The sequence below is a fragment of the Pectobacterium araliae genome (assembly GCF_037076465.1).
In the GTDB taxonomy this organism is placed as follows: domain Bacteria; phylum Pseudomonadota; class Gammaproteobacteria; order Enterobacterales; family Enterobacteriaceae; genus Pectobacterium; species Pectobacterium araliae.
Genome location: NZ_AP028908.1, coordinates 1,867,764 through 1,887,002, shown reverse-complemented (window position 1 = coordinate 1,887,002; position 19,239 = coordinate 1,867,764). Strand labels below are relative to the sequence as shown.

Annotated in this window: 18 protein-coding genes; 8 read left to right on the top strand and 10 right to left on the bottom strand. The window is 50.5% G+C overall.

Translation table 11 applies throughout. The features are described 5' to 3' along the window. The first annotated feature begins 149 nt into the window (after window positions 1-149). On the top strand, window positions 150-818 hold the full coding sequence (deoC, locus tag AACH44_RS08575; RefSeq protein ID WP_261849161.1) for a deoxyribose-phosphate aldolase: 669 nt from the start codon (window positions 150-152) through the stop codon (window positions 816-818). Between the two features lie 31 nt (window positions 819-849). After that, entirely contained in the window at window positions 850-1,623 is a 774-nt protein-coding gene (deoR, locus tag AACH44_RS08570; protein WP_261849160.1) for a DNA-binding transcriptional repressor DeoR, read from the top strand. Here deoR and AACH44_RS08565 read toward each other — a convergent pair. The 4 genes from AACH44_RS08565 to AACH44_RS08550 form a co-directional block, all read right to left on the bottom strand. Then, window positions 1,620-2,825 (bottom strand): serine hydrolase, encoded by a 1,206-nt coding sequence (locus AACH44_RS08565; protein WP_261849159.1) that lies wholly within the window; start codon window positions 2,823-2,825, stop codon window positions 1,620-1,622. The two genes, deoR and AACH44_RS08565, sit on opposite strands and share 4 nt — an antisense overlap. 287 nt (window positions 2,826-3,112) lie before the next feature. Beyond that, window positions 3,113-3,772: a methionine ABC transporter permease gene (locus AACH44_RS08560; protein ID WP_261849158.1), complete on the bottom strand. Its 660-nt coding sequence runs from the start codon at window positions 3,770-3,772 to the stop codon at window positions 3,113-3,115. Continuing rightward, window positions 3,765-4,781 (bottom strand): methionine ABC transporter ATP-binding protein, encoded by a 1,017-nt coding sequence (locus AACH44_RS08555; protein ID WP_261849157.1) that lies wholly within the window; start codon window positions 4,779-4,781, stop codon window positions 3,765-3,767. The genes AACH44_RS08560 and AACH44_RS08555 overlap by 8 nt, the downstream gene beginning before the upstream one ends. Before the next feature lie 80 nt (window positions 4,782-4,861). Beyond that, window positions 4,862-5,707, bottom strand: a complete 846-nt coding sequence (locus AACH44_RS08550; RefSeq protein WP_261849156.1) for a MetQ/NlpA family ABC transporter substrate-binding protein — start codon at window positions 5,705-5,707, stop codon at window positions 4,862-4,864. Window positions 5,708-5,849: 142 nt separating this feature from the next. Between AACH44_RS08550 and AACH44_RS08545 the strand changes: the two genes are divergently transcribed. After that, on the top strand, window positions 5,850-6,467 hold the full coding sequence (locus tag AACH44_RS08545; RefSeq protein ID WP_261849155.1) for a glutathione S-transferase family protein: 618 nt from the start codon (window positions 5,850-5,852) through the stop codon (window positions 6,465-6,467). 32 nt (window positions 6,468-6,499) lie between these two features. On the opposite strand, the gene AACH44_RS08540 is transcribed toward AACH44_RS08545, so the two are convergent. The 3 genes from AACH44_RS08540 to AACH44_RS08530 form a co-directional block, all read right to left on the bottom strand. Further along, complete coding sequence (locus tag AACH44_RS08540; protein WP_261849154.1) at window positions 6,500-7,666, bottom strand: PQQ-dependent sugar dehydrogenase; 1,167 nt, start codon at window positions 7,664-7,666, stop codon at window positions 6,500-6,502. A 132-nt stretch (window positions 7,667-7,798) separates the two neighbouring features. After that, on the bottom strand, window positions 7,799-8,410 hold the full coding sequence (locus tag AACH44_RS08535; protein WP_338659565.1) for a hypothetical protein: 612 nt from the start codon (window positions 8,408-8,410) through the stop codon (window positions 7,799-7,801). Between the two features lie 38 nt (window positions 8,411-8,448). Beyond that, on the bottom strand, window positions 8,449-8,703 hold the full coding sequence (locus tag AACH44_RS08530) for a hypothetical protein (protein WP_261849153.1): 255 nt from the start codon (window positions 8,701-8,703) through the stop codon (window positions 8,449-8,451). Between the two features lie 208 nt (window positions 8,704-8,911). On the opposite strand from AACH44_RS08530, the gene rimO reads away from it, so the two are divergent. Next, window positions 8,912-10,225, top strand: coding sequence for a 30S ribosomal protein S12 methylthiotransferase RimO (gene rimO, locus AACH44_RS08525; protein ID WP_261849152.1), 1,314 nt, complete (start codon window positions 8,912-8,914; stop codon window positions 10,223-10,225). A 181-nt stretch (window positions 10,226-10,406) separates the two neighbouring features. Further along, window positions 10,407-11,186, top strand: a complete 780-nt coding sequence (gene sanA, locus AACH44_RS08520; protein ID WP_261849151.1) for an outer membrane permeability protein SanA — start codon at window positions 10,407-10,409, stop codon at window positions 11,184-11,186. An 8-nt stretch (window positions 11,187-11,194) separates the two neighbouring features. Here sanA and yeiB read toward each other — a convergent pair whose 3' ends face one another. The 3 genes from yeiB to AACH44_RS08505 form a co-directional block, all read right to left on the bottom strand. Then, on the bottom strand, window positions 11,195-12,370 hold the full coding sequence (yeiB, locus tag AACH44_RS08515; protein ID WP_261849150.1) for a DUF418 domain-containing protein YeiB: 1,176 nt from the start codon (window positions 12,368-12,370) through the stop codon (window positions 11,195-11,197). A gap of 138 nt (window positions 12,371-12,508) precedes the next feature. Next, window positions 12,509-13,171 carry a GTP cyclohydrolase I FolE gene (gene folE / locus AACH44_RS08510; RefSeq protein ID WP_261849149.1) on the bottom strand — a complete coding sequence of 221 codons (663 nt, stop codon included), beginning with the start codon at window positions 13,169-13,171 and terminating at the stop codon, window positions 12,509-12,511. Window positions 13,172-13,484: 313 nt separating this feature from the next. Next, window positions 13,485-15,167 (bottom strand): methyl-accepting chemotaxis protein, encoded by a 1,683-nt coding sequence (locus tag AACH44_RS08505; protein ID WP_261849148.1) that lies wholly within the window; start codon window positions 15,165-15,167, stop codon window positions 13,485-13,487. A gap of 701 nt (window positions 15,168-15,868) precedes the next feature. Here AACH44_RS08505 and ptrR point away from each other — a divergent pair. The 3 genes from ptrR to fghA all read left to right on the top strand — a co-directional run bounded on the left by ptrR (window position 15,869) and on the right by fghA (window position 18,893). Then, window positions 15,869-16,759 carry a putrescine utilization regulator PtrR gene (ptrR, locus tag AACH44_RS08500; protein WP_261849147.1) on the top strand — a complete coding sequence of 297 codons (891 nt, stop codon included), beginning with the start codon at window positions 15,869-15,871 and terminating at the stop codon, window positions 16,757-16,759. Between the two features lie 115 nt (window positions 16,760-16,874). Continuing rightward, complete coding sequence (locus AACH44_RS08495) at window positions 16,875-17,996, top strand: S-(hydroxymethyl)glutathione dehydrogenase/class III alcohol dehydrogenase (RefSeq protein WP_261849146.1); 1,122 nt, start codon at window positions 16,875-16,877, stop codon at window positions 17,994-17,996. 51 nt (window positions 17,997-18,047) lie between these two features. Beyond that, complete coding sequence (gene fghA, locus AACH44_RS08490; protein ID WP_338659564.1) at window positions 18,048-18,893, top strand: S-formylglutathione hydrolase; 846 nt, start codon at window positions 18,048-18,050, stop codon at window positions 18,891-18,893. Window positions 18,894-19,239: the final 346 nt, after the last annotated feature.

Here is a 19,239-nt window from a genome sequence, read left to right as displayed (position 1 = left end):
CGATCTTCATACATTTGTTATCACATTCATTTCATTAAATGTTATTTAAATAACAAAAATTACTTTTATTGTTATTTTTATGACATAAAAATCATTGAGTGTCATAATCACGCTATCTGATTTCTAATCGATATTATCGAGGATTCGCCATGACTGACTACGCACGCTATATCGACCACACACTGCTGGCCGCCAATGCTACCGAGCAGCAAATCATCACGCTGTGCGAGGAAGCGATAGCACACCGCTTTTATGCCGTCTGTGTTAATTCCGGTTACGTTCCCTTAGTCGCCGAAAAACTGGCAGGCTCGGAGGTTCAGGTGTGCTCCGTTATCGGTTTCCCTCTCGGGGCCGGTCTGACGTCCAGTAAAGCTTTTGAAGCCAAGGCCGCCATTGGTGCTGGCGCTCAGGAAATCGACATGGTGATTAACGTCGGCTGGCTGAAAAGCGGGAAAACTGACGCCGTCAAAGCGGATATTCAGGCCGTGCGTGAGGTTTGCGCCGCTATACCGTTGAAGGTAATATTGGAAACCTGTCTGCTTGATGACGAACAAATTGTGCTGGTGTGTGAAATGTGCCGTCAGTTGGATGTCGCGTTCGTTAAAACCTCTACCGGTTTCAGTACCGGCGGTGCACGCGAAGAACACGTTCGACTGATGCGCAACACCGTCGGCAGCGAGATGGGTGTAAAAGCCTCTGGCGCGGTTCGCGATCGCCAAACGGCACAACGAATGATTGACGCTGGTGCCACGCGTATCGGCACGAGTTCAGGCGTTGCTATCGTTTCAGGTGATGCTGGCGCAGCAGGAAACTACTAACAACAAAAATAGCTGATTAGCAGGGAATTTTATGGAAACGCGGCGCGACGAACGAATCGGCAGACTGGTTCAGGCATTAAAGAAAACCGATAAACTCCATCTTAAAGATGCCGCACAGCTACTCGGTGTATCTGAGATGACTGTGCGCCGCGATCTGAATGCAGATACCACCAGCATCATGTTGCTCGGTGGTTACGTTGTCAGCGACCTGAAGAATAACGGCTCCACTCACTATTTTGTTTCCGACCAACAGACCAAGCACGTAAAAGAAAAGCAGGCCATCGCGATCGCCGCTTCTTGTCTGGTGGAGGCAAACGATACCGTTTTTTTCGATTGTGGCACCACCATTCCCTTCATCATTGATGCGATACCTGATGAGCTGCCTTTTACCGCGATCTGCTATTCGCTGAACACCTTTTTGGCATTACAGGAAAAAAAGGCGTGTAGCGTGGTTTTATGCGGCGGGGAATACCATCCAGATAATGCGATTTTTACTCCGCTTAACCAACGCTGCGAACTGGACAGCATCTGTCCGAATAAAGCGTTTATTTCTGCGGCGGGTATTGAGCTTAACGCGGGAGCGACCTGCTTTAACTTTGCCGAGCTGGGCATGAAACAACGCGCGATGGCGACCGCACAACGAATCATTATTGTGGCAGATAGCAGTAAGTTCGGTAAGATAAAACGCGCCTGCATTGGCCCGATGACGCTGTTTGATACCGTCATTTCCGACAGCGCCCCGGACGAACAGTACTTACGCTATTTATCCAACAACAACATTCAGTTAATCCACGCGGGGAATTAACTGAACCAGCCACCAAACCACTGCTGCACCTTCATCATCACCGTATCCCAGAGGCGGCTAAAGAAACCGGCCTCGGGAATATAATCCATCGCCACCAGTTGGCGTTGTCCGATGCTTTTTCCGTCCAGTTGGAAATCGATGGTGCCGACCACCTGATTCTTGGTAAGCGGTGCAGAAAGTTGCGGTTGGTTCAGCGTGAAGTTGGCTTTCAGATTCTTTATCTGCCCTTTGGGGATGGTCAACGCTGCATCCTGCGCTACGCCAAGCCGCGCTTCTTTCTCGGTGCCAAACCATACCCGCTGCGTGGTAAAAGGGGCATCCGCCTTGATAGGTGTTACCGTTTCAAAAAAGCGGAAACCCCATGTAAGCAATTTTTCACTCTCACGGAAGCGAATGGCATCCGTTTGTGCCCCCAGCACCACGGAAATCAGGCGCATATTGCCTTCCGTTGCCGAGGCCACCAGATTATGTCCCGCCCCGTTGGTATGACCTGTTTTTACGCCGTCCACATTCAGATTGGTGCTCCACAGCAGGCGGTTGCGGTTAGGCTGACGAATGTTATTGAAGGTGAACTCTTTTTCCTTGTGCAGCGCGTACTCTTCTGGCACGTCTCGGATCAGCGCCTGCCCTAACAGCGCCATATCGCGCGCCGTGCTGTACTGCCCTACTGCATCGAGGCCATGCACGGTAAGGAAATGCGTATTTGTCAGGTTAAGCGCTTTCGCATAATTGTTCATCAGGCTGACAAACGCATCCTGACTGCCCGCTACGTAATCCGCTAGCGCGATGCTGGCATCATTACCTGACTGAATGACAATGCCTTTATTTAACTCAGAAACAGGGATACGGTCGCCCGGCTTGAGGAACATCAGCGACGATCCGCGTAACGCCGGATTACCGGTTGCCCAGGCATCTTTTCCGACAGTCACTTCATCCGTCGGGCGAATTTTACCGGATTTTATCGCCTGCCCAACCACATAGCTCGCCATGATTTTGGTCAAGCTGGCAGGATCAAGGCGTTCGTCAGCATTGCTCTCCGCCAACACCTTACCGCTGGCGTGATCCATCAGGATAAAGGCTTTGGCGTCGATTTGCGGCACCGCAGGCAACGGTTCCGCATAGGTGAATGGCACCAAACCAACAAGCAATACCGTACCTACAGAGAAAGGCGTGAGTCTGGTCAGGAAAGGGGTTGTTTTCATGAGTTCGCCGCAATGTCCATCAGTTGTTAATAATTCTTAATTTTCAATATGTTTTGAAAACTTTGGTAACATATAAAGGTAACGCGTCATCCCTAAGATGAAAACCGTTCATTCTGTAAAGATAGTCAAAGAAATGAAAGCGTCTAAAAAAATGCAGATAAAAAAGGGACTTAGGAAAAAGTAAGGAATATCTGAAAATGCAGGCAGCAAAACCATCAAAAAAATAGCAAATGGCACGAGAAGCTATCGCTGTTCAACCTTTCCTCGTGCCTCGCATGAAAATACCCTCAGCGGCGTTCGCGCTTATCGGCACGCTTTGACAGCCAGTCACCTAATGTCTGTACCACCTGCACCAGAATAACCAACGCAATGACAGTAATCACCATTACCTCGGTTTCATAACGGTAATAACCGAAGCGGATCGCCAAGTCACCCACGCCACCGCCGCCGACAATACCCGCCATTGCCGAATAACCGATGAGGCTCACCAGCGTAATCGTCAGACCACGCAATAGCCCTGCTTTTGCCTCTGGCAACAGCACCGTGCCGATAATACGCATAGGGCTGGCACCGAACGCTTCAGCCGCTTCCACGATGCCGGGATCAATTTCACGCAATGCGCTATCTACCAGACGAGCATAAAATGCGATCGCCGCGACAGACATCGGCACTGCCGCAGCCACTGGACCAATCGTATTGCCCAACAAAATCTGTGTAAGCGGTAACAGCAGCACCAGCAGAATAACGAAGGGAATAGAACGAATGATATTCACCAACACCGTACCAAACAGATAGACGACGCGGTTTTGCCAGAACAGATTCTTATCCGTAACATAAATCAGCAGCCCCAACGGTAACCCCCCGATCACGGCAAACAGCGTGGAGATCCCTACCATCTGGAATGTTTCACCGAATGCTGCGACCAGATCGATCCATAAATCAGCCATGTAACACCTCCACATTCGCCGTTCTTCCCTGAATATGTTCTACCGCTTCCGTCACTTTTTCGGGGTCAGAAGGATGAGTCAATAGCGCAACCAGTATGCCTAGCGCACGGTTACCGATGTATTCGATCTTACCGTGCAGGATATTGACGGATACGCCGAAACGCGTCGCAACGTCCGACAGCACAGGCTGCTCCGCCGATTCACCAACGAACAGAATCTTCAATAATGTGCCCTGCAAATCCACCAGCAAACGCGGCGGCAACGCGAGATCCAGCGTATGAGACACCAGCTGACGCGTAAAGGCGTGCTGCGGCGTAGCGAAGATATCGAACACATCGCCTTCTTCCACAACCCGACCGCCCGTCATCACCGCTACCCGATCGCAGACCGCCTTAATTACGCTCATCTCATGAGAAATCAGCACGATGGTAATACCCAGTTTCTCATTAATCTCTTTCAGTAACGCCAAAATCGCGGCTGACGTTTCCAAATCAAGCGCCGAGGTTGGCTCATCACACAGCAATACTTCGGGATCGTTGGCAATCGCTCTGGCGATACCCACACGCTGTTTCTGACCACCGCTGAGCTGCGCCGGATACGATGACGCTTTATCCAACAGCCCGACCAGCTTCAGAATTTCCGGCACGCGCACAGCAATTTCTGCATTGGATTTCCCGGCGGCTTTCAGACTGAACGCGACATTTTCTGTCACGGTACGCGTCTGCATCAAATTGAAATGCTGAAAGATCATGCCAATTTTTTGCCGCTGTTCCCGCAACGGTTGTCCGGCTAATTCGCTAATGAGCACATCGTTGACGCGCACACGCCCTGACGTCGGACGCTGCAGGAGATTGATGGTTCGCAGCAGGGTACTTTTCCCCGCGCCGCTGGTGCCGACAATACCGTAAATATCTCCGCGCTGAATGTGTAGTGATACATTATCTACCGCGCGATTTTCTGGCTGCTTCCCGTGTGAGAAATCAACACTTACGCCTTCTAACTGAATCATTATCCGCAAACTCCTGGCCTGAGCGGAACGAAGAAAGCCGGTCATAGACCGGCCCAATGGTATGCGGTACAGCGTAGTGCTTACTGTGCGGGCGCTGGCGTTGTTGCCTGCATCCACTCAGGTTTTTGGAACTGACTATATATCAATGCCGGATCGTTAATCACCGCAGCATACGCAGGTGATTCCACAATCGCTTTGGTATCTTTAACAAATGGCTTATCGAGATCGTCAGTACGCACAGCAATGACATTCTTCAGGTTTTCATCCAGCGTTTCCAGCTTGATAGCTGAGGAGAGTTTCAGGCCGGACGCTACGGCGAAATTACCGTTCACCAACGATGCCGTCACGCTATCCAGCGTACGTGGCAACTGTGCCGCTTCCATCGCTTTGAACACTAACCCGCGCGGGTTTTCAAGAATATCTTTCTCAGACGCTTTGGTCGGATCGATATCGGCCTTAATGGTAATCAACCCCATCGATTGCAGGAAACGCAGACCGCGCGCCAGGTTGGTGGCGTCATTAGAGAGCGTAACCACGTCTCCTTTTTTCAGCTCATCCAGCGATTTGATCTTCTTCGAATAGAAGCCCATGCTGGCCGTCGGTACGATAATCAGTGGGGAAATTTTTAACCCTTTATCGGCGGCAAATTTTTCTAAATAGAGTGTATGCTGGAAAAGGTTGGCATCGATGCTACCGTTGGCCAGCGCCAGGTTAGGTTGAACGTAATCGCTGAATTCACGCACCACAACCTTGTAGCCTTTTTTCACCAGCTCAGGTTTGATCGCCAGATTCACCATGTCACCATAGGGACCGGGTGCCACGCCAAACGTGATCGTCTGCGGATCGCTGTTAGCTATCGCCAATTGCATACCCGCGGCAAGTAGGGTAATACCCAGTGCAGCACGAACAGAATGCGTTAATTTCATTGTGTAACTTTCCTGTCTGAATGTAACTTTCTGTCATTATTAAGAATGACAAGTTAAATCATAAAGACTAAAAAGGCATATCATTATTTCTCATCGGCTGTCGCGGATAACCGTGCATGACTTAACGAAGAAAGGGGTAAATATGGTAACGATTTGGGGTCGTGATAATTCGACCAACGTAAAGAAGGTCTTGTGGTGTGCGGAAGAACTTGCGCTGCCTTATCAACATGTCGCGGCTGGCGGACAATTTGGTCGTAACCATGATGCCGATTATCTGGCGATGAACCCTAATGGCCTTATCCCCTGCTTGCAGGACAACGATCTGGTGCTGTGGGAATCGAACACCATCGTGCGTTATTTGGCGGCGCAGTACGGTCAGGATTCGCTGTATTTTGCCGATGCAGGCAAGCGAGCAGGTGCCGAAAAATGGATGGACTGGACAAGCTCGCTTGCGGCTTCTTTCGGACCCGTATTCATTAATATGGTGCGCGTCGCGCCAGAAAAACGCGATATGGCGTTGGTACAGAAAGGTATCGTTGAATGCGAACGGTTGTTTGGTATTGTCGATACTGTTCTGGCTAATCAACAATGGCTATCCGGCGATCGGTTTGGCGTTGGCGATATTCCGTTAGGCTGCGTTGTCTACGGCTGGCTGAATATGCCGATTGAACGGCAGGCACATCCTCATCTGGAACGCTGGTATCAGCAACTCACCGAGCGTCCGGCTTATCAGAAACACGTCATGATTCCACTGTCTTAAGTGAATACAGGCACCGTAAGGTGCCTGATTTCTTACTCCAGCCCGACTTTCAGCAATTTGCCATTGTCGTGATCGGTCAGCAAATAGAGGTAACCGCCCGGCCCCAGCCTTACGTCACGGATACGTTCACCGCGATCGCCCAACAAACGCTCCTGTGAGGCTACCTTGCCACCTTCAAGCGTCAGGCGAATCAGGTTTTTCTCCGCCAAAGCACCGATGAAAACTGAATGCTTCCACTGCGGAAAACGATCGCTGTTATAGAACGCCATTCCGCTGATTCCCGGTGATTTTTCCCAGTAAAAATCGGGGTTCACCATCCCAGCGATCTCTTTTCCTTTCGCTTCTGGAATCTTCAACCCAGAATAGTTAATGCCGTGTGTTGCAATCGGCCAGCCGTAATTTTCGCCCGCTTTAGGGAGGTTGATTTCATCGCCACCTTTCGGGCCATGCTCATTTTCCCACAGCACGCCCGACCACGGATTCATCGCCAATCCCTGCGGGTTACGGTGCCCGTAAGACCAGATTTCCGGCCGTGCGTTAGGCGTATTCACAAACGGGTTATCGGATGGCACCTTACCCTCTGCGGTCAGACGAACAATTTTGCCCTGCAATTTATCCAGATCCTGTGCGGTCGGTCGCTCGTTGTTTTCCCCCAGCGCGATAAACAGATGCCCTTGTCGATCAAAGGCCAGCTTGCCGCCGAAGTGGTTTCCCGTCGACAGCTTCGGTTCCTGACGGAAGAAGACCGTGAAATTGTCTAATCGTTTATTATCTTCGGACAGTTTGCCATATCCGACAGCGGTTCCCGCTTTACCCTCGCTCCCCTCTTCGGCAAAGCTCAGGTAAATGCGCCGATTCTGCGCAAAATCCGGTGATAGCGCGACTTCTAGCAATCCGCCCTGTGATTTGGCGAAAACCTTCGGTACACCCGTTATCGGCGCAGATAGTGCGCTACCCGCTTTCCATAAGCGTAAGTTTCCGGCGCGTTCCGTAATCAGAATCCCCTGCTCTTCCGGCAAAAACGCTAATGACCACGGGTGATCCAGCTTATCCTGTAATTCCGTCACCTTTGGTTCCGCTGCTAATAGCTGGCTGGAAAACAGCAACGTTGCGCTAAGCAGCAACCCGTGTGACGCAGCAGAAAATCGTTGTAACACAGAGCGTGAAACAGAATTGCGAGGCATTAGGCAAGAGGGCATAGCGTTGTCTCCATCCAACAAAAGTCCTGTAAATTTAGGTGGCAGGCGATGTTTGTGCAAAAAAACGGGGCAAGGTTTACATTTATTGAAGAAATTCAGAGAAGCCAGAATGGAGGAAATGAATAAGTGAGATTATCTCGGCTGAATCATCCTGATTTTGTTTTCATCCCACGATGTCATCACATTTTTGTACAACCACATAGGCTGCACGTTATCAAACGACGCTTCGACAATATCAAGAAAGCCATCCGGCGTAACCTCGCCAAGAAACGTCAGCCTCGTCGTTGAATTATCGAAAAAATAAGCACGATGGCAGAGTCGAACCATCCCAGAAAGATACATCAAGCTACGCTGATAACGCCCGAAGACCTTTTCCTTTGGTACGCTATGCCCGCCTAATTCAACACGCCGAGCTATCCGTTCCTCATTGAGGTCTGGATCTGACGTACAAACATAATAAAGATAAGGCTTATAACCGCTTTCTCTTGCCGACTTTACAAAATCGAGATGACTTTCGTGACTCATCACGGACTCATAGGTAAAAGAAAGCCGATCGCGAATCCAGTCCTCTCTCAGACCAAGAGAAATGCGCTGTGCTAGCCTGGCAGCTGATTCATCAGACAACCACGCTTTATCGACCATCGCCCCCAGCAACGCAGGTAAATCAATATGCTTTGCAATATCATCGGGGTTAAGGTACTGCCCTAGAGGAACCGCATACGTCTCTCTCAGTTCTTTAGTCAACGTTGTTTTGCCCGACCCATTTGGACCTGCAACTAACCTCAAGCTCGGCAAAGTAGTTCCCTGAGTTTGAGAGGGGGTTGGCCGTCCACGGGTTTAATTTCTGAGAGCGTGCCATCAGGAGCCTGACTGACCAATCGCCCATCCTTGATATAAGCGATGGATACACCAGAATCCAATGCTTCTTTAATCGCCAGCTTCGAAGCACGGGCACCGATCTGCATTAAGGTTCTGTTATCATCAATCTTGCTTTTGCGCTGATGCTTCCGCACGATTTTAATTCGTTGCGCCATCATGCCTCCTGACTCATGGTAATGATGAAAAAGTATACCATAACGTTCTGTGCACATTTGCTATTTAGCGCCGCTTTGCGAAGCCCCTTCCAAGAAACACCCTCGCCACAGCGATAAAATGCTGAGTTTTACACCACTGACTGTAAGGACAATCAACTATGGTGTAGAATCCTCCGGTTTTTATTTTCTGTTTATTTTGTGAGCGAATAATATGCAACAACCACGTATCGGCTTTGTTTCCCTCGGTTGCCCGAAAAACCTCGTCGACTCCGAGAGGATTCTGACCGAACTGCGTACTGAAGGTTATCAGGTCGTGCCACGTTATGACGACGCTGAACTGGTGATCGTCAATACCTGTGGTTTTATTGACAGCGCCGTACAAGAGTCGCTGGAAGCCATCGGCGAAGCACTGAATGAAAACGGCAAAGTCATCGTGACGGGCTGTCTGGGTGCCAAAGAAAACCAAATACGCGAAGTGCATCCCAAAGTTCTGGAAATTACCGGCCCGCATAGCTACGAGCAAGTGCTGTCGCACGTGCATCAATATGTCCCAAAACCGACGCACAATCCGTTTACCAGCCTGGTTCCCGAGCAGGGCGTAAAACTCACGCCGCGCCATTACGCCTATCTGAAAATTTCAGAAGGCTGTAACCACCGCTGTACGTTCTGCATCATCCCTTCCATGCGTGGCGATCTCGATAGCCGTCCAATCGGTTCGGTACTGGATGAAGCGAAACGTCTGGTTGATGCTGGCGTAAAAGAACTGCTGGTGATTTCTCAGGATACGTCGGCATACGGCGCAGATGTGAAGCAACGCACTGGCTTTTGGAACGGACAACCGGTCAAAACCAGTATGGTCAGCCTGTGTGAACAACTGGCGTCGCTAGGCGTGTGGGTGCGTCTGCATTACGTCTACCCTTACCCGCACGTAGACGATGTGATCCCGCTAATGGCTGAAGGCAAAATCCTGCCTTATCTGGATATTCCGCTCCAGCACGCTAGCCCGAAAATCCTCAAGCTGATGAAGCGTCCCGGTGCGGTAGAAAGAACGTTGGAGCGCATTAAACGCTGGCGCGAAATTTGCCCAGACTTAACGCTGCGTTCAACCTTTATTGTCGGCTTCCCCGGCGAAACGGAAGAAGATTTCCAGATGCTGCTCGATTTCCTGAAAGAAGCCAAACTTGATCGCGTGGGCTGTTTCAAATTCAGCCCAGTCGACGGTGCTTCGGCAAATGCATTTCCCGATCAGGTACCGGAAGAGGTTAAAGAAGAACGTTTCCACCGCTTCATGCAATTGCAGCAGGCGATTTCCACCCAGCGTTTGCAGGACAAAATTGGTCGTGACGTGCTGGTGCTGATCGATGAAATCGATGAAGAAGGTGCCATTGGCCGTAGCATGGCCGATGCCCCTGAAATTGACGGTGCCGTTTACCTGAACGGCGAAACTGGCGTGAAAGTCGGTGACATCGTCAAAGTGAAAATCGAGCACGCAGACGAATACGATCTGTGGGGTAGCCGGGTTTAAGCCCCCATCACGCCAGTTTTTCTACCCGAAAGGCTGGCGTTTTAGTTTTACACCCCCTCCCTCCGAACGCTGAAAATTCAATCAATAAATCGCCCGTTTCTCGCCTGCGTCTTGCGTCCCCCAGTCAGGTAAAGTAGCCTTGGGACATGATAAGTCTATTCGCCTTACCCGAGGCATAAGCATGTGGAAACGCCTGACATTCGGTTTGTTAGCCCTCATTGGCGTGCTGCTGCTCTCTGCTTTTGCGCTCGATCGCTGGATCAGTTGGAAAACCGCGCCTTTCATTTATGATGAACTTCAGACGTTGCCAAAGCGTCAGGTCGGCGTCGTATTGGGGACAGCAAAATACTACCGTACTGGCGTGATCAATCAGTATTACCTGTTCCGCATGCAAGGGACAATTAACGCTTATAACAGCGGTAAGGTCAGCTATCTGTTATTAAGCGGTGATAACGCGCTGCAAAGTTACAATGAACCGATGACGATGCGCCGCGATTTGATCTCTGCGGGCGTTCCGCCTTCAGATATCGTGCTGGATTACGCGGGGTTCCGCACGCTGGACTCCATCGTCAGAACGCGCAAGGTGTTTGATACCAACGATTTCACCATCATCACTCAGCGTTTTCACTGCGAGCGTGCACTCTTCATCGCGCTGCACCTCGGCATTCAGGCACAATGTTACGCCGTGCCTTCCCCCAAAAATATGATGACGGTGCGGGTGCGTGAGTTTGGTGCTCGTTTGGGGGCGCTGTTCGATCTGTATATCCTCAAACGCGAGCCGCGCTTTTTAGGACCACAGGTGCCGATTCCCGCCGAGCATACCATCCCAGAGGATGCGCCAGATTATCCTGCCGTTTTGCCGGAACAGGTAGTCACTCCACCAGTTAGTCAGGCTAAACCTGACCAACTGATGAGAACAGCGCCAACCCCTAAGCAGCAGAACGAGAAAACCACACAGTAACGTATTCCCTACGCCGTTTTCCCTATTGTATTGGTGAGTTTACGCCATAACCATTCAAGCGGCCCTTGGCGGAAATAACGTAGCCAGTAGTGGGAAAAGACGACATTAACGATCCAGATAGCGGGAACCAATGCCAGCAGTTGCAGGCGACTGAAGGCCATAAACAGGCCAAATTGGTTAAACAACACCACACAAATCAGCGTTTGCAGTAAATAGTTGGTTAACGCCATACGCCCGACATCCGTGATCCAATACGTGATTCGCCATTGGCACAGCCTGGCCCAAAAGCCGTAGCACAATGCCAGATACCCAATCGCCTGCAAGGGTGAACTCAGTTCACGCGGAATCTGCAATAACAGGCCACTCCAGCGATACTCCCAGTCCACCAGCCATTGCCCTACTACCCCAATGCTGTTAATCGCCACGCCCAGCGGAATCAGCCACAGTGCCACCTTCCTGTAATGTGCCGTGCTGAATTCGCCTTTCAGCCAACCACTGCGCATCAACCCAGCCCCCAACAACATGGAACCCGCCAGCAGCCAGCCATACTGTACGCCCAGCGACAATAGGCTTTCCGTGAGCAGATCGACGCGATTACTCCACGCTTCCGATCCACCTAACGCCCGCCAATACGTCTCATAGGCGATATCCGCCATGCCTGGCAGCCAGAACCGTCCCGGTTGCAGGCTCAAAATTTGGCTCAGCACAAACAGCACGCCGATCCCCACCAGATACAGAACCGCCCCCGTACGCATTAGCAACTGACTGCTTTCCGCATGACGTATCATGCCGTAACACACCAGCCCAATCAGCGCATAGTCGAGCAAAATGTCCCCATCCCACAGGAAAATGGCATGAATTAACCCGATGATCATCAGCCAGAACAGCCGTGCATGTATCCACTGTTTCCCCCGCGACAACAGCAGTTGTAAGCTCGCACCAAACAGAAGGGAAAACAGCGTGAGAAACTTTGCCTGTGCAAGCAGATCCATAACAGCCCACGTTAACGCATCAGATAACGTGGCTTGTCCCTGCCAGGCTGGGTTGAGGTATGCCGCATGCGGTAAACCGAACGCTGTAATATTCAGCAGTAAAATACCCAGAATGGCGACGCCGCGGGCAAAATCCAGCGTAACGATCCGCGAAGGCGGCGATTGAGGTGACGGTATAATGTGAGAAGGCATACAAATTACATTTTCAAATCATCGAAGTAGCGATTGTATGCACAGACAAGAAAAAAGCGAAGAGACTTGCTGATTTGGCAACGTTCTACTTGGCGATGACAGCATATCTTTGCTTCATCATCGCCAATAAGAACGGGCTTAATTATGGTGGCGTACCGCGCGTAAAAATTCCTGACGCGTGTTCTGGCTGGATTTAAACAGTCCGCCGAGCGATGTTGTGGTCGTAGCACTGGTCGCATCACGAATGCCACGCGCTTTCACACAGTAGTGCACCGCATCAATCGACACCGCTACGTTGTTTGTTCCCAACAGCGTTTGCAGCGCGACCAAAATCTGCTGCGTTAAGCGCTCCTGCACCTGAGGGCGTTGCGAGAAAAACTGGACGATGCGGTTGAGCTTTGATAAGCCGATGACGCCATCTTTCGGAATATACGCGACCGTCGCTTTCCCATCGATCGTCACGAAATGGTGTTCACAGGTGCTGGTCAGGGTGATATCCCGCACGGTAACCATTTCATCGACCTTCATTTTGTTTTCAATGATGGTGATTTTGGGAAAGTTGGCGTAATCCAAACCAGAGAATATTTCATCAACGTACATTTTGGCGATACGCGTCGGTGTTTCAGCCAGACTGTCATCGCTCAGATCGAGGCTCAGCAAATTCATAATTTCCGTCATATGCTCGGAAATACGTTGCTTACGCGTATCCCGATCCAACAACGCCCCGCGCAGCGGCGTTTCCAGACCGCGTGCCAGCAGTGCTTCGTGCACCATAACGGCTTCTTTACTTAGTGATGACATTATTATTCTCCTGCAGGTGTCACTATGCCTATCGCACTATCACGGTCTTGGTCAGACCCTAGCGCCGTCAACACTCTAGTTGAGAGAGTCACGATTATCCAGCGATTGTATGTCATGATTGTTGAAATAGATTCAAGTTATCAAGCGTGGCGGGTGTGCCTGTACGCAGTAACAAGAGTCAAAAAGGCGGACAGAAAAACGACTATTCAGCGATAAACAAAAAAGCACTGAGAATATTATCCCAGTGCTTTTAACGATAAATTACCTGATTTTTGTGGCCGTCACTGTCGCGACACCGTTTGTCATGACATGATCAGAAGGTTTCCCAGTTGTCGTTAGCATTGCCCTTCTTACCGCCTGCGGCCGCTAATAACATCGTTTTTTGCGCGGCTGGCGCTTTCTCTGCCAGACGCGGTTGAGGACGATGAAGTGCCTCTGAACCCGACAGTTGGAACACCGATACCGCTTCAGTTAACTGACGAGCCTGATCTTCCAGCGATGCAGCGGCGGCGGCAGATTCCTGTACCAGTGCGGCGTTCTGCTGTGTAACACCATCCATCTCAGTCACCGCCTGACCAATCTGGGTAATACCGCGACTCTGTTCATCCGACGCCGAGGCGATTTCACCCATCAGATCGTTCACACGAGTAATCGCGGAAATAATGGAATCCATCGCTTCGCCAGTTTGTGTGACTTGATTTGACCCCATGTTGACGCGTTGAACCGATTCTGCAATCAGGCTTTCAATCTCTTTCGCTGCCTGAGCACTGCGCTGTGCCAGATTACGAACTTCACCCGCGACCACCGCAAAACCACGACCTTGCTCACCGGCTCTAGCGGCTTCTACCGCCGCATTCAGCGCCAGAATGTTGGTCTGGAAAGCAATGCCGTTGATCACGCTGGTAATGTCGGCAATTTTCTTCGAGCTGGTCGTAATACTCGCCATTGTCGCCATCACATCGGCCGTGACGTCGCCGCCCTTCTTCGCTGCAACGGAGGCGTCCTGCGCCAGCTTCGTTGCTTGATGAACGTTATCGGCATTCTGTTTCACCGTCGCACTCAGTTCTTCCATACTGGCAGCCGTTTGCTCCAGAGCGGCAGCCTGCTGTTCGGTACGTGCAGACAGGTCGTTGTTGCCACTTTTAATTTCGCTTGAGCCTTGATGAATCGATGCTGAACTGTCGCGGATAATAGAAACCGTATTAACCAGACTGCCCTGCATCTCTTTCAGGTAAGGAATCAGCTGTCCAGCACAGTTTCGGCCAAACTCTTCAAGCGGGTGACCAAGCTGACCGGCAGCCAGAACTCGGAAGTACCCTTTGATCATATCCAACGGTTTGACCAGATAGTGAACCAGATAGCGATCCGTCAACAGCAAGATAAACAGCCCAAGGACTACCGCCCCCAGCAGAATATAATTACTCCAGTCAACCAGACCGTAGACCTCTTTCATTGACGTCTCTGACGATGACATAATCGCGGTCTGATATTTATCCATGTTACTGCCAAACGCCACGCTCAGCGGCGGGTATGCAGTACGAAAAAGCTGACGGAACTCTTCCTGACGATTATCACGCGCGGCGTTCAGCATCGGCGTCAACCCGGTATCCAGCAGTCGAGTCCACGCGGCGATCATGTTGTCTGCCGTTTCTTTATCAACACCGGCATGTCCAACCGCTTTAAACGCCGTCAGTTGATCTGACGTATTTTTAAACGCAGCAGTCGCTGTGGTAAATACTTTTTCTGCTTCCGCTGTTTCGCCCGTTTGCTGGAAATCCATCGAACGCAACAACCGAGTAACCGTACGAAAATACTGGTCATTGCCTTTTACCAGCATCTCTACGTTCTTACGCTGAGTTTCACTGGATTCCAATAACTTGGTCATGTTGCTTAATGAGGTGGTAGTAAAGAAAGAGGCGCCCCCCCATACAACCAGGAACAGACCCAATATTGTTAAAAGCATTGCCCTGATGGTGATATTTTTTAAAAAGTTCACAGAAGACTCCTATAAATTATCTGGCGATTTTTCTCTGCGCTTTCTGCAACATGGCTGCACATTTTTAATTGGAAATACGCCGGGTGTTACGTCATTTAATGAAGAGCAGAGGCTCTCATTAGTTAGAGTTATTTTCCTTTAATGACAAAAAGATACATTTCCTTACAAGGACGATAAGAAATTCCTACCATTCATTATCATTATCGGCACTTTGGGTGGGCACTTTACGCTTTTGCATCAACAAATGCGATCAAAAAAAAGAATAGTGATAGTTTTTAGCTATTGCTTGGTTACAATAACTTACTTATACATTTAACTGTTTATTTTAATTATCTATTTATTTTCTCTCCCTTACTCTTTTATCGGTGGGAAATGCGATTTTATTTTTCTGTGATTATTCTTATTTTTTCATTCTGCTCTATTTCTTAGAAAATATGTTCTCTTCGCGGTAATCATTGATTGTGGTGATATTAATTCAGGCCGAGATCATTTTATCTCTCTCTCTCCATCGCTCAGTCCAGATATTAATCCTGATGATAATTACGTCCGTCATTTTCATCATGCCAGGCACGTTCATAGCGCCAGGTTTGTGCTGTCTTGGTATCAACATGATGTAAGCCGGTTGCGAAATGCGTAGCTTGTCGCTACAATTCACAAAAAATGAATAATCAAACCATAGTTCATTACGAAAAGAGAAAATCATGGATTTGACCCAGCTCCGCATGTTCTGTCTTGTTGCCGAAACAGGCTCCGTCGCACGCGCCGCAGAGCAACTACATCGAGTACCTTCAAATCTGACTACGCGGCTACGCCAGTTAGAGCTGGAACTGGGCACCGATCTGTTTATCCGTGAAAAACAGCGCCTGCGCCTGTCCCCGATTGGACATAACTTCTTATGTTATGCACAACGTATTCTGGCGCTCAGCGAGGAAGCGATCAGCATGACACGCACTGGCGAACCCGCTGGTAATTTCGCGCTAGGTTCAATGGAAAGCACAGCGGCCACCCGGCTGCCCACGTTATTAGCGGCTTACCATCAGCGCTACCCCAATGTATCGCTGTCGCTGAATACCGGTACATCAGGGGAGATTATCGAGCGCGTGCGAGCGGGAACATTGGCAGCGGCGCTAGTCGATGGTCCTGTTGTCTATGATGAGCTAAATGGGTGTGCGTGTTTTACGGAACGATTAGTGCTGATATCCGACCCTGCACACGCGCCGATTGCCCATGCGCGGGACGCCAGCCACGATACGCTATTTGCCTTTCGCCCCAGCTGTTCCTATAGAAAACGCCTTGAGAGCTGGTTCCGCCAGGATGGCGTCGTCCCCGGCACCATTATGGAAATCCACTCATATCACGCCATGCTTGCCTGTGTGGCCAGCGGTGCCGGTCTGGCTATGTTGCCCTATACTGTCCTCGAATCGCTGCCCACAGGCACGCGCGTTCAGGTACATGAATTACCACCCGACATCGCAGCCACCTCAACCTGGCTGGTATGGCGGCGCGACGCCTTCGGCCCCAATGTTGAAGCGCTTAAGAAGCTTATTATTGAACAGTGCAGCATTACTGAACCACTCGCTCAATTGGAATGAACCACATCGTTTGCCATAAACGACCATTTTCAAGAGAGGACAATGCAGTGATTAACCATCGCATCCTCTCATGCAACTGACAACCCATAACCGTATGCTATTAGGAGTCATCACCATGCAAATGATTAAAACCCGCGCTGCCATCGCCTGGGGCCCAAACCAACCACTGTCGGTTGAAGAAGTGGATTTGATGCCACCGCAGAAAGGTGAAGTGTTGGTGCGCATCGTCGCAACTGGCGTGTGCCACACGGATGCCTATACGCTATCCGGCAAAGATCCTGAAGGCGTGTTCCCCGCAATCCTGGGTCATGAAGGCGGCGGGATTGTAGAAGCTATTGGAGAAGGCGTAACCAGCGTTGCCGTTGGCGATCACGTTATTCCGCTTTACACCCCAGAATGTGGCGAATGTAAATTCTGTCGTTCAGGGAAAACTAACCTGTGTCAGGCTATCCGTTCTACGCAGGGTAAAGGTCTGATGCCGGACGGTACCACGCGTTTCTCCAAAAATGGCCAGCCCATCTTCCACTACATGGGAACCTCCACGTTCGCCGAGCACACCGTCGTGCCTGAAATTTCACTGGCGAAAGTGAATAAAGAAGCCCCGCTGGAAGAAGTTTGCCTGCTCGGCTGTGGCGTCACTACCGGCATGGGTGCCGTTCTGAATACCGCAAAGGTTAAACCTGGCGATACAGTGGCGATTTTCGGCCTCGGCGGTATTGGCTTGTCAGCCATTATCGGCGCGCAGATGGCGGGTGCCGGACGCATTATTGGTGTCGATCTCAACACCAGCAAATTCGATCTGGCACGCAAACTGGGCGCCACTGACCTGCTCAACCCGAAAGATTACGATAAGCCAATTCAGGACGTCATTGTTGAACTAACCGATGGTGGCGTGGACTTCTCCTTCGAGTGTATCGGTAACGTTAACGTTATGCGTTCCGCGCTAGAGTGCTGTCATAAAGGCTGGGGTGAATCCATCATCATCGGCGTGGCTGGTGCAGGCGAAGAGATCGCAACCCGTCCGTTCCAACTGGTAACGGGTCGCGTATGGCGCGGTTCCGCTTTCGGCGGTGTGAAAGGCCGTAGCCAACTGCCAGGCATTGTCGATCGTTACCTGAAAGGGGAATTCCCGCTGAATGACTTCATCACTCACACTATGGGGCTTGACGACATCAACACGGCATTCGATTTAATGCATGAAGGCAAATCGATTCGCACGGTGATTCATTTCGATTAATTGCACGACTAATTGTACTACGGTCAGAAATAAAAAGGAGGCTGTACAGCGATGAACTCATCACTGGAACTGCTGGAAGAACACCGTATGTTTGGCGGCTGGCAACAGCGCTACCGCCATGTGTCAGAAACGCTGAACACGGCTATGACGTTCAGCATTTATCTGCCACCGACACAGGATGACACTCCGCCGCCCGTGCTTTACTGGCTGTCTGGGTTAACCTGTAACGACGAAAATTTCACGACTAAAGCTGGCGCACAGCGCGTTGCCGCTGAACTGGGTCTGGTGCTGGTGATGCCGGACACCAGCCCGCGCGGCGAGGGTGTAGCGGACGACGCTGGGTACGATCTGGGCCAAGGCGCGGGATTCTATGTGAATGCCACGCAGGCGCCCTGGTCGGCACATTACCGGATGTATGACTACATCAGCAGCGAATTACCCGCGCTGATCCAGCAGCATTTTAACGTGAATAGCCGTCAGTCCATCAGTGGGCATTCGATGGGCGGACACGGTGCGCTAATGTTGGCGTTGCGTAACCCAGAGAAATTCCTGTCTGCATCGGCGTTCGCGCCGATCGTAAACCCCAGTCAGGTTCCCTGGGGGCGCAAGGCGCTCACTGCCTACCTCGGTGAAGACGAAACACAGTGGTTGCAGTATGACAGCTGTCATTTGCTGGCAAATAGCCAGAAGAAGCTGCCAATATTGGTCGATCAGGGCGATTGCGATCAGTTCCTGCCCGACCAATTACAACCGGCTAAACTGGAAGAGTTGGCAAGCCAGTACACATGGCCGCTAACGCTGCGGACACAGTCCGGCTATGATCACAGCTATTTCTTCATCGCCAGCTTCATTGAAGATCACCTGCGCTTCCACGCCAACTATCTATTTGACGAATAGCTGTACGCATAATAATGCTATGCTTATCTCGTTGAGAACCGCGCTCAGGTACGCTCTGAGCGCGGTTTCTCTTTCGTGTTAGAACGCAATCGCAAAAAGATTGGGATTTCAGCCGTTACCCACATATCAAGCAGTACATTGAACAAATAGAAAACCAGCCAAGTTTTCAGCAGGCTCTCGCTCAAGATTAACGATGCGATCGAGACATCATCTCATCGGCGATGAACAACGGAGCAAGAATTCTGGGAGCGTTTACTGATTATTGATGATCTAATAACGATATTCTGCTATTTAAACTCCGGTGTATTCCAGGCTATAACACATGTGGTTATAAAATTCGAAAAAT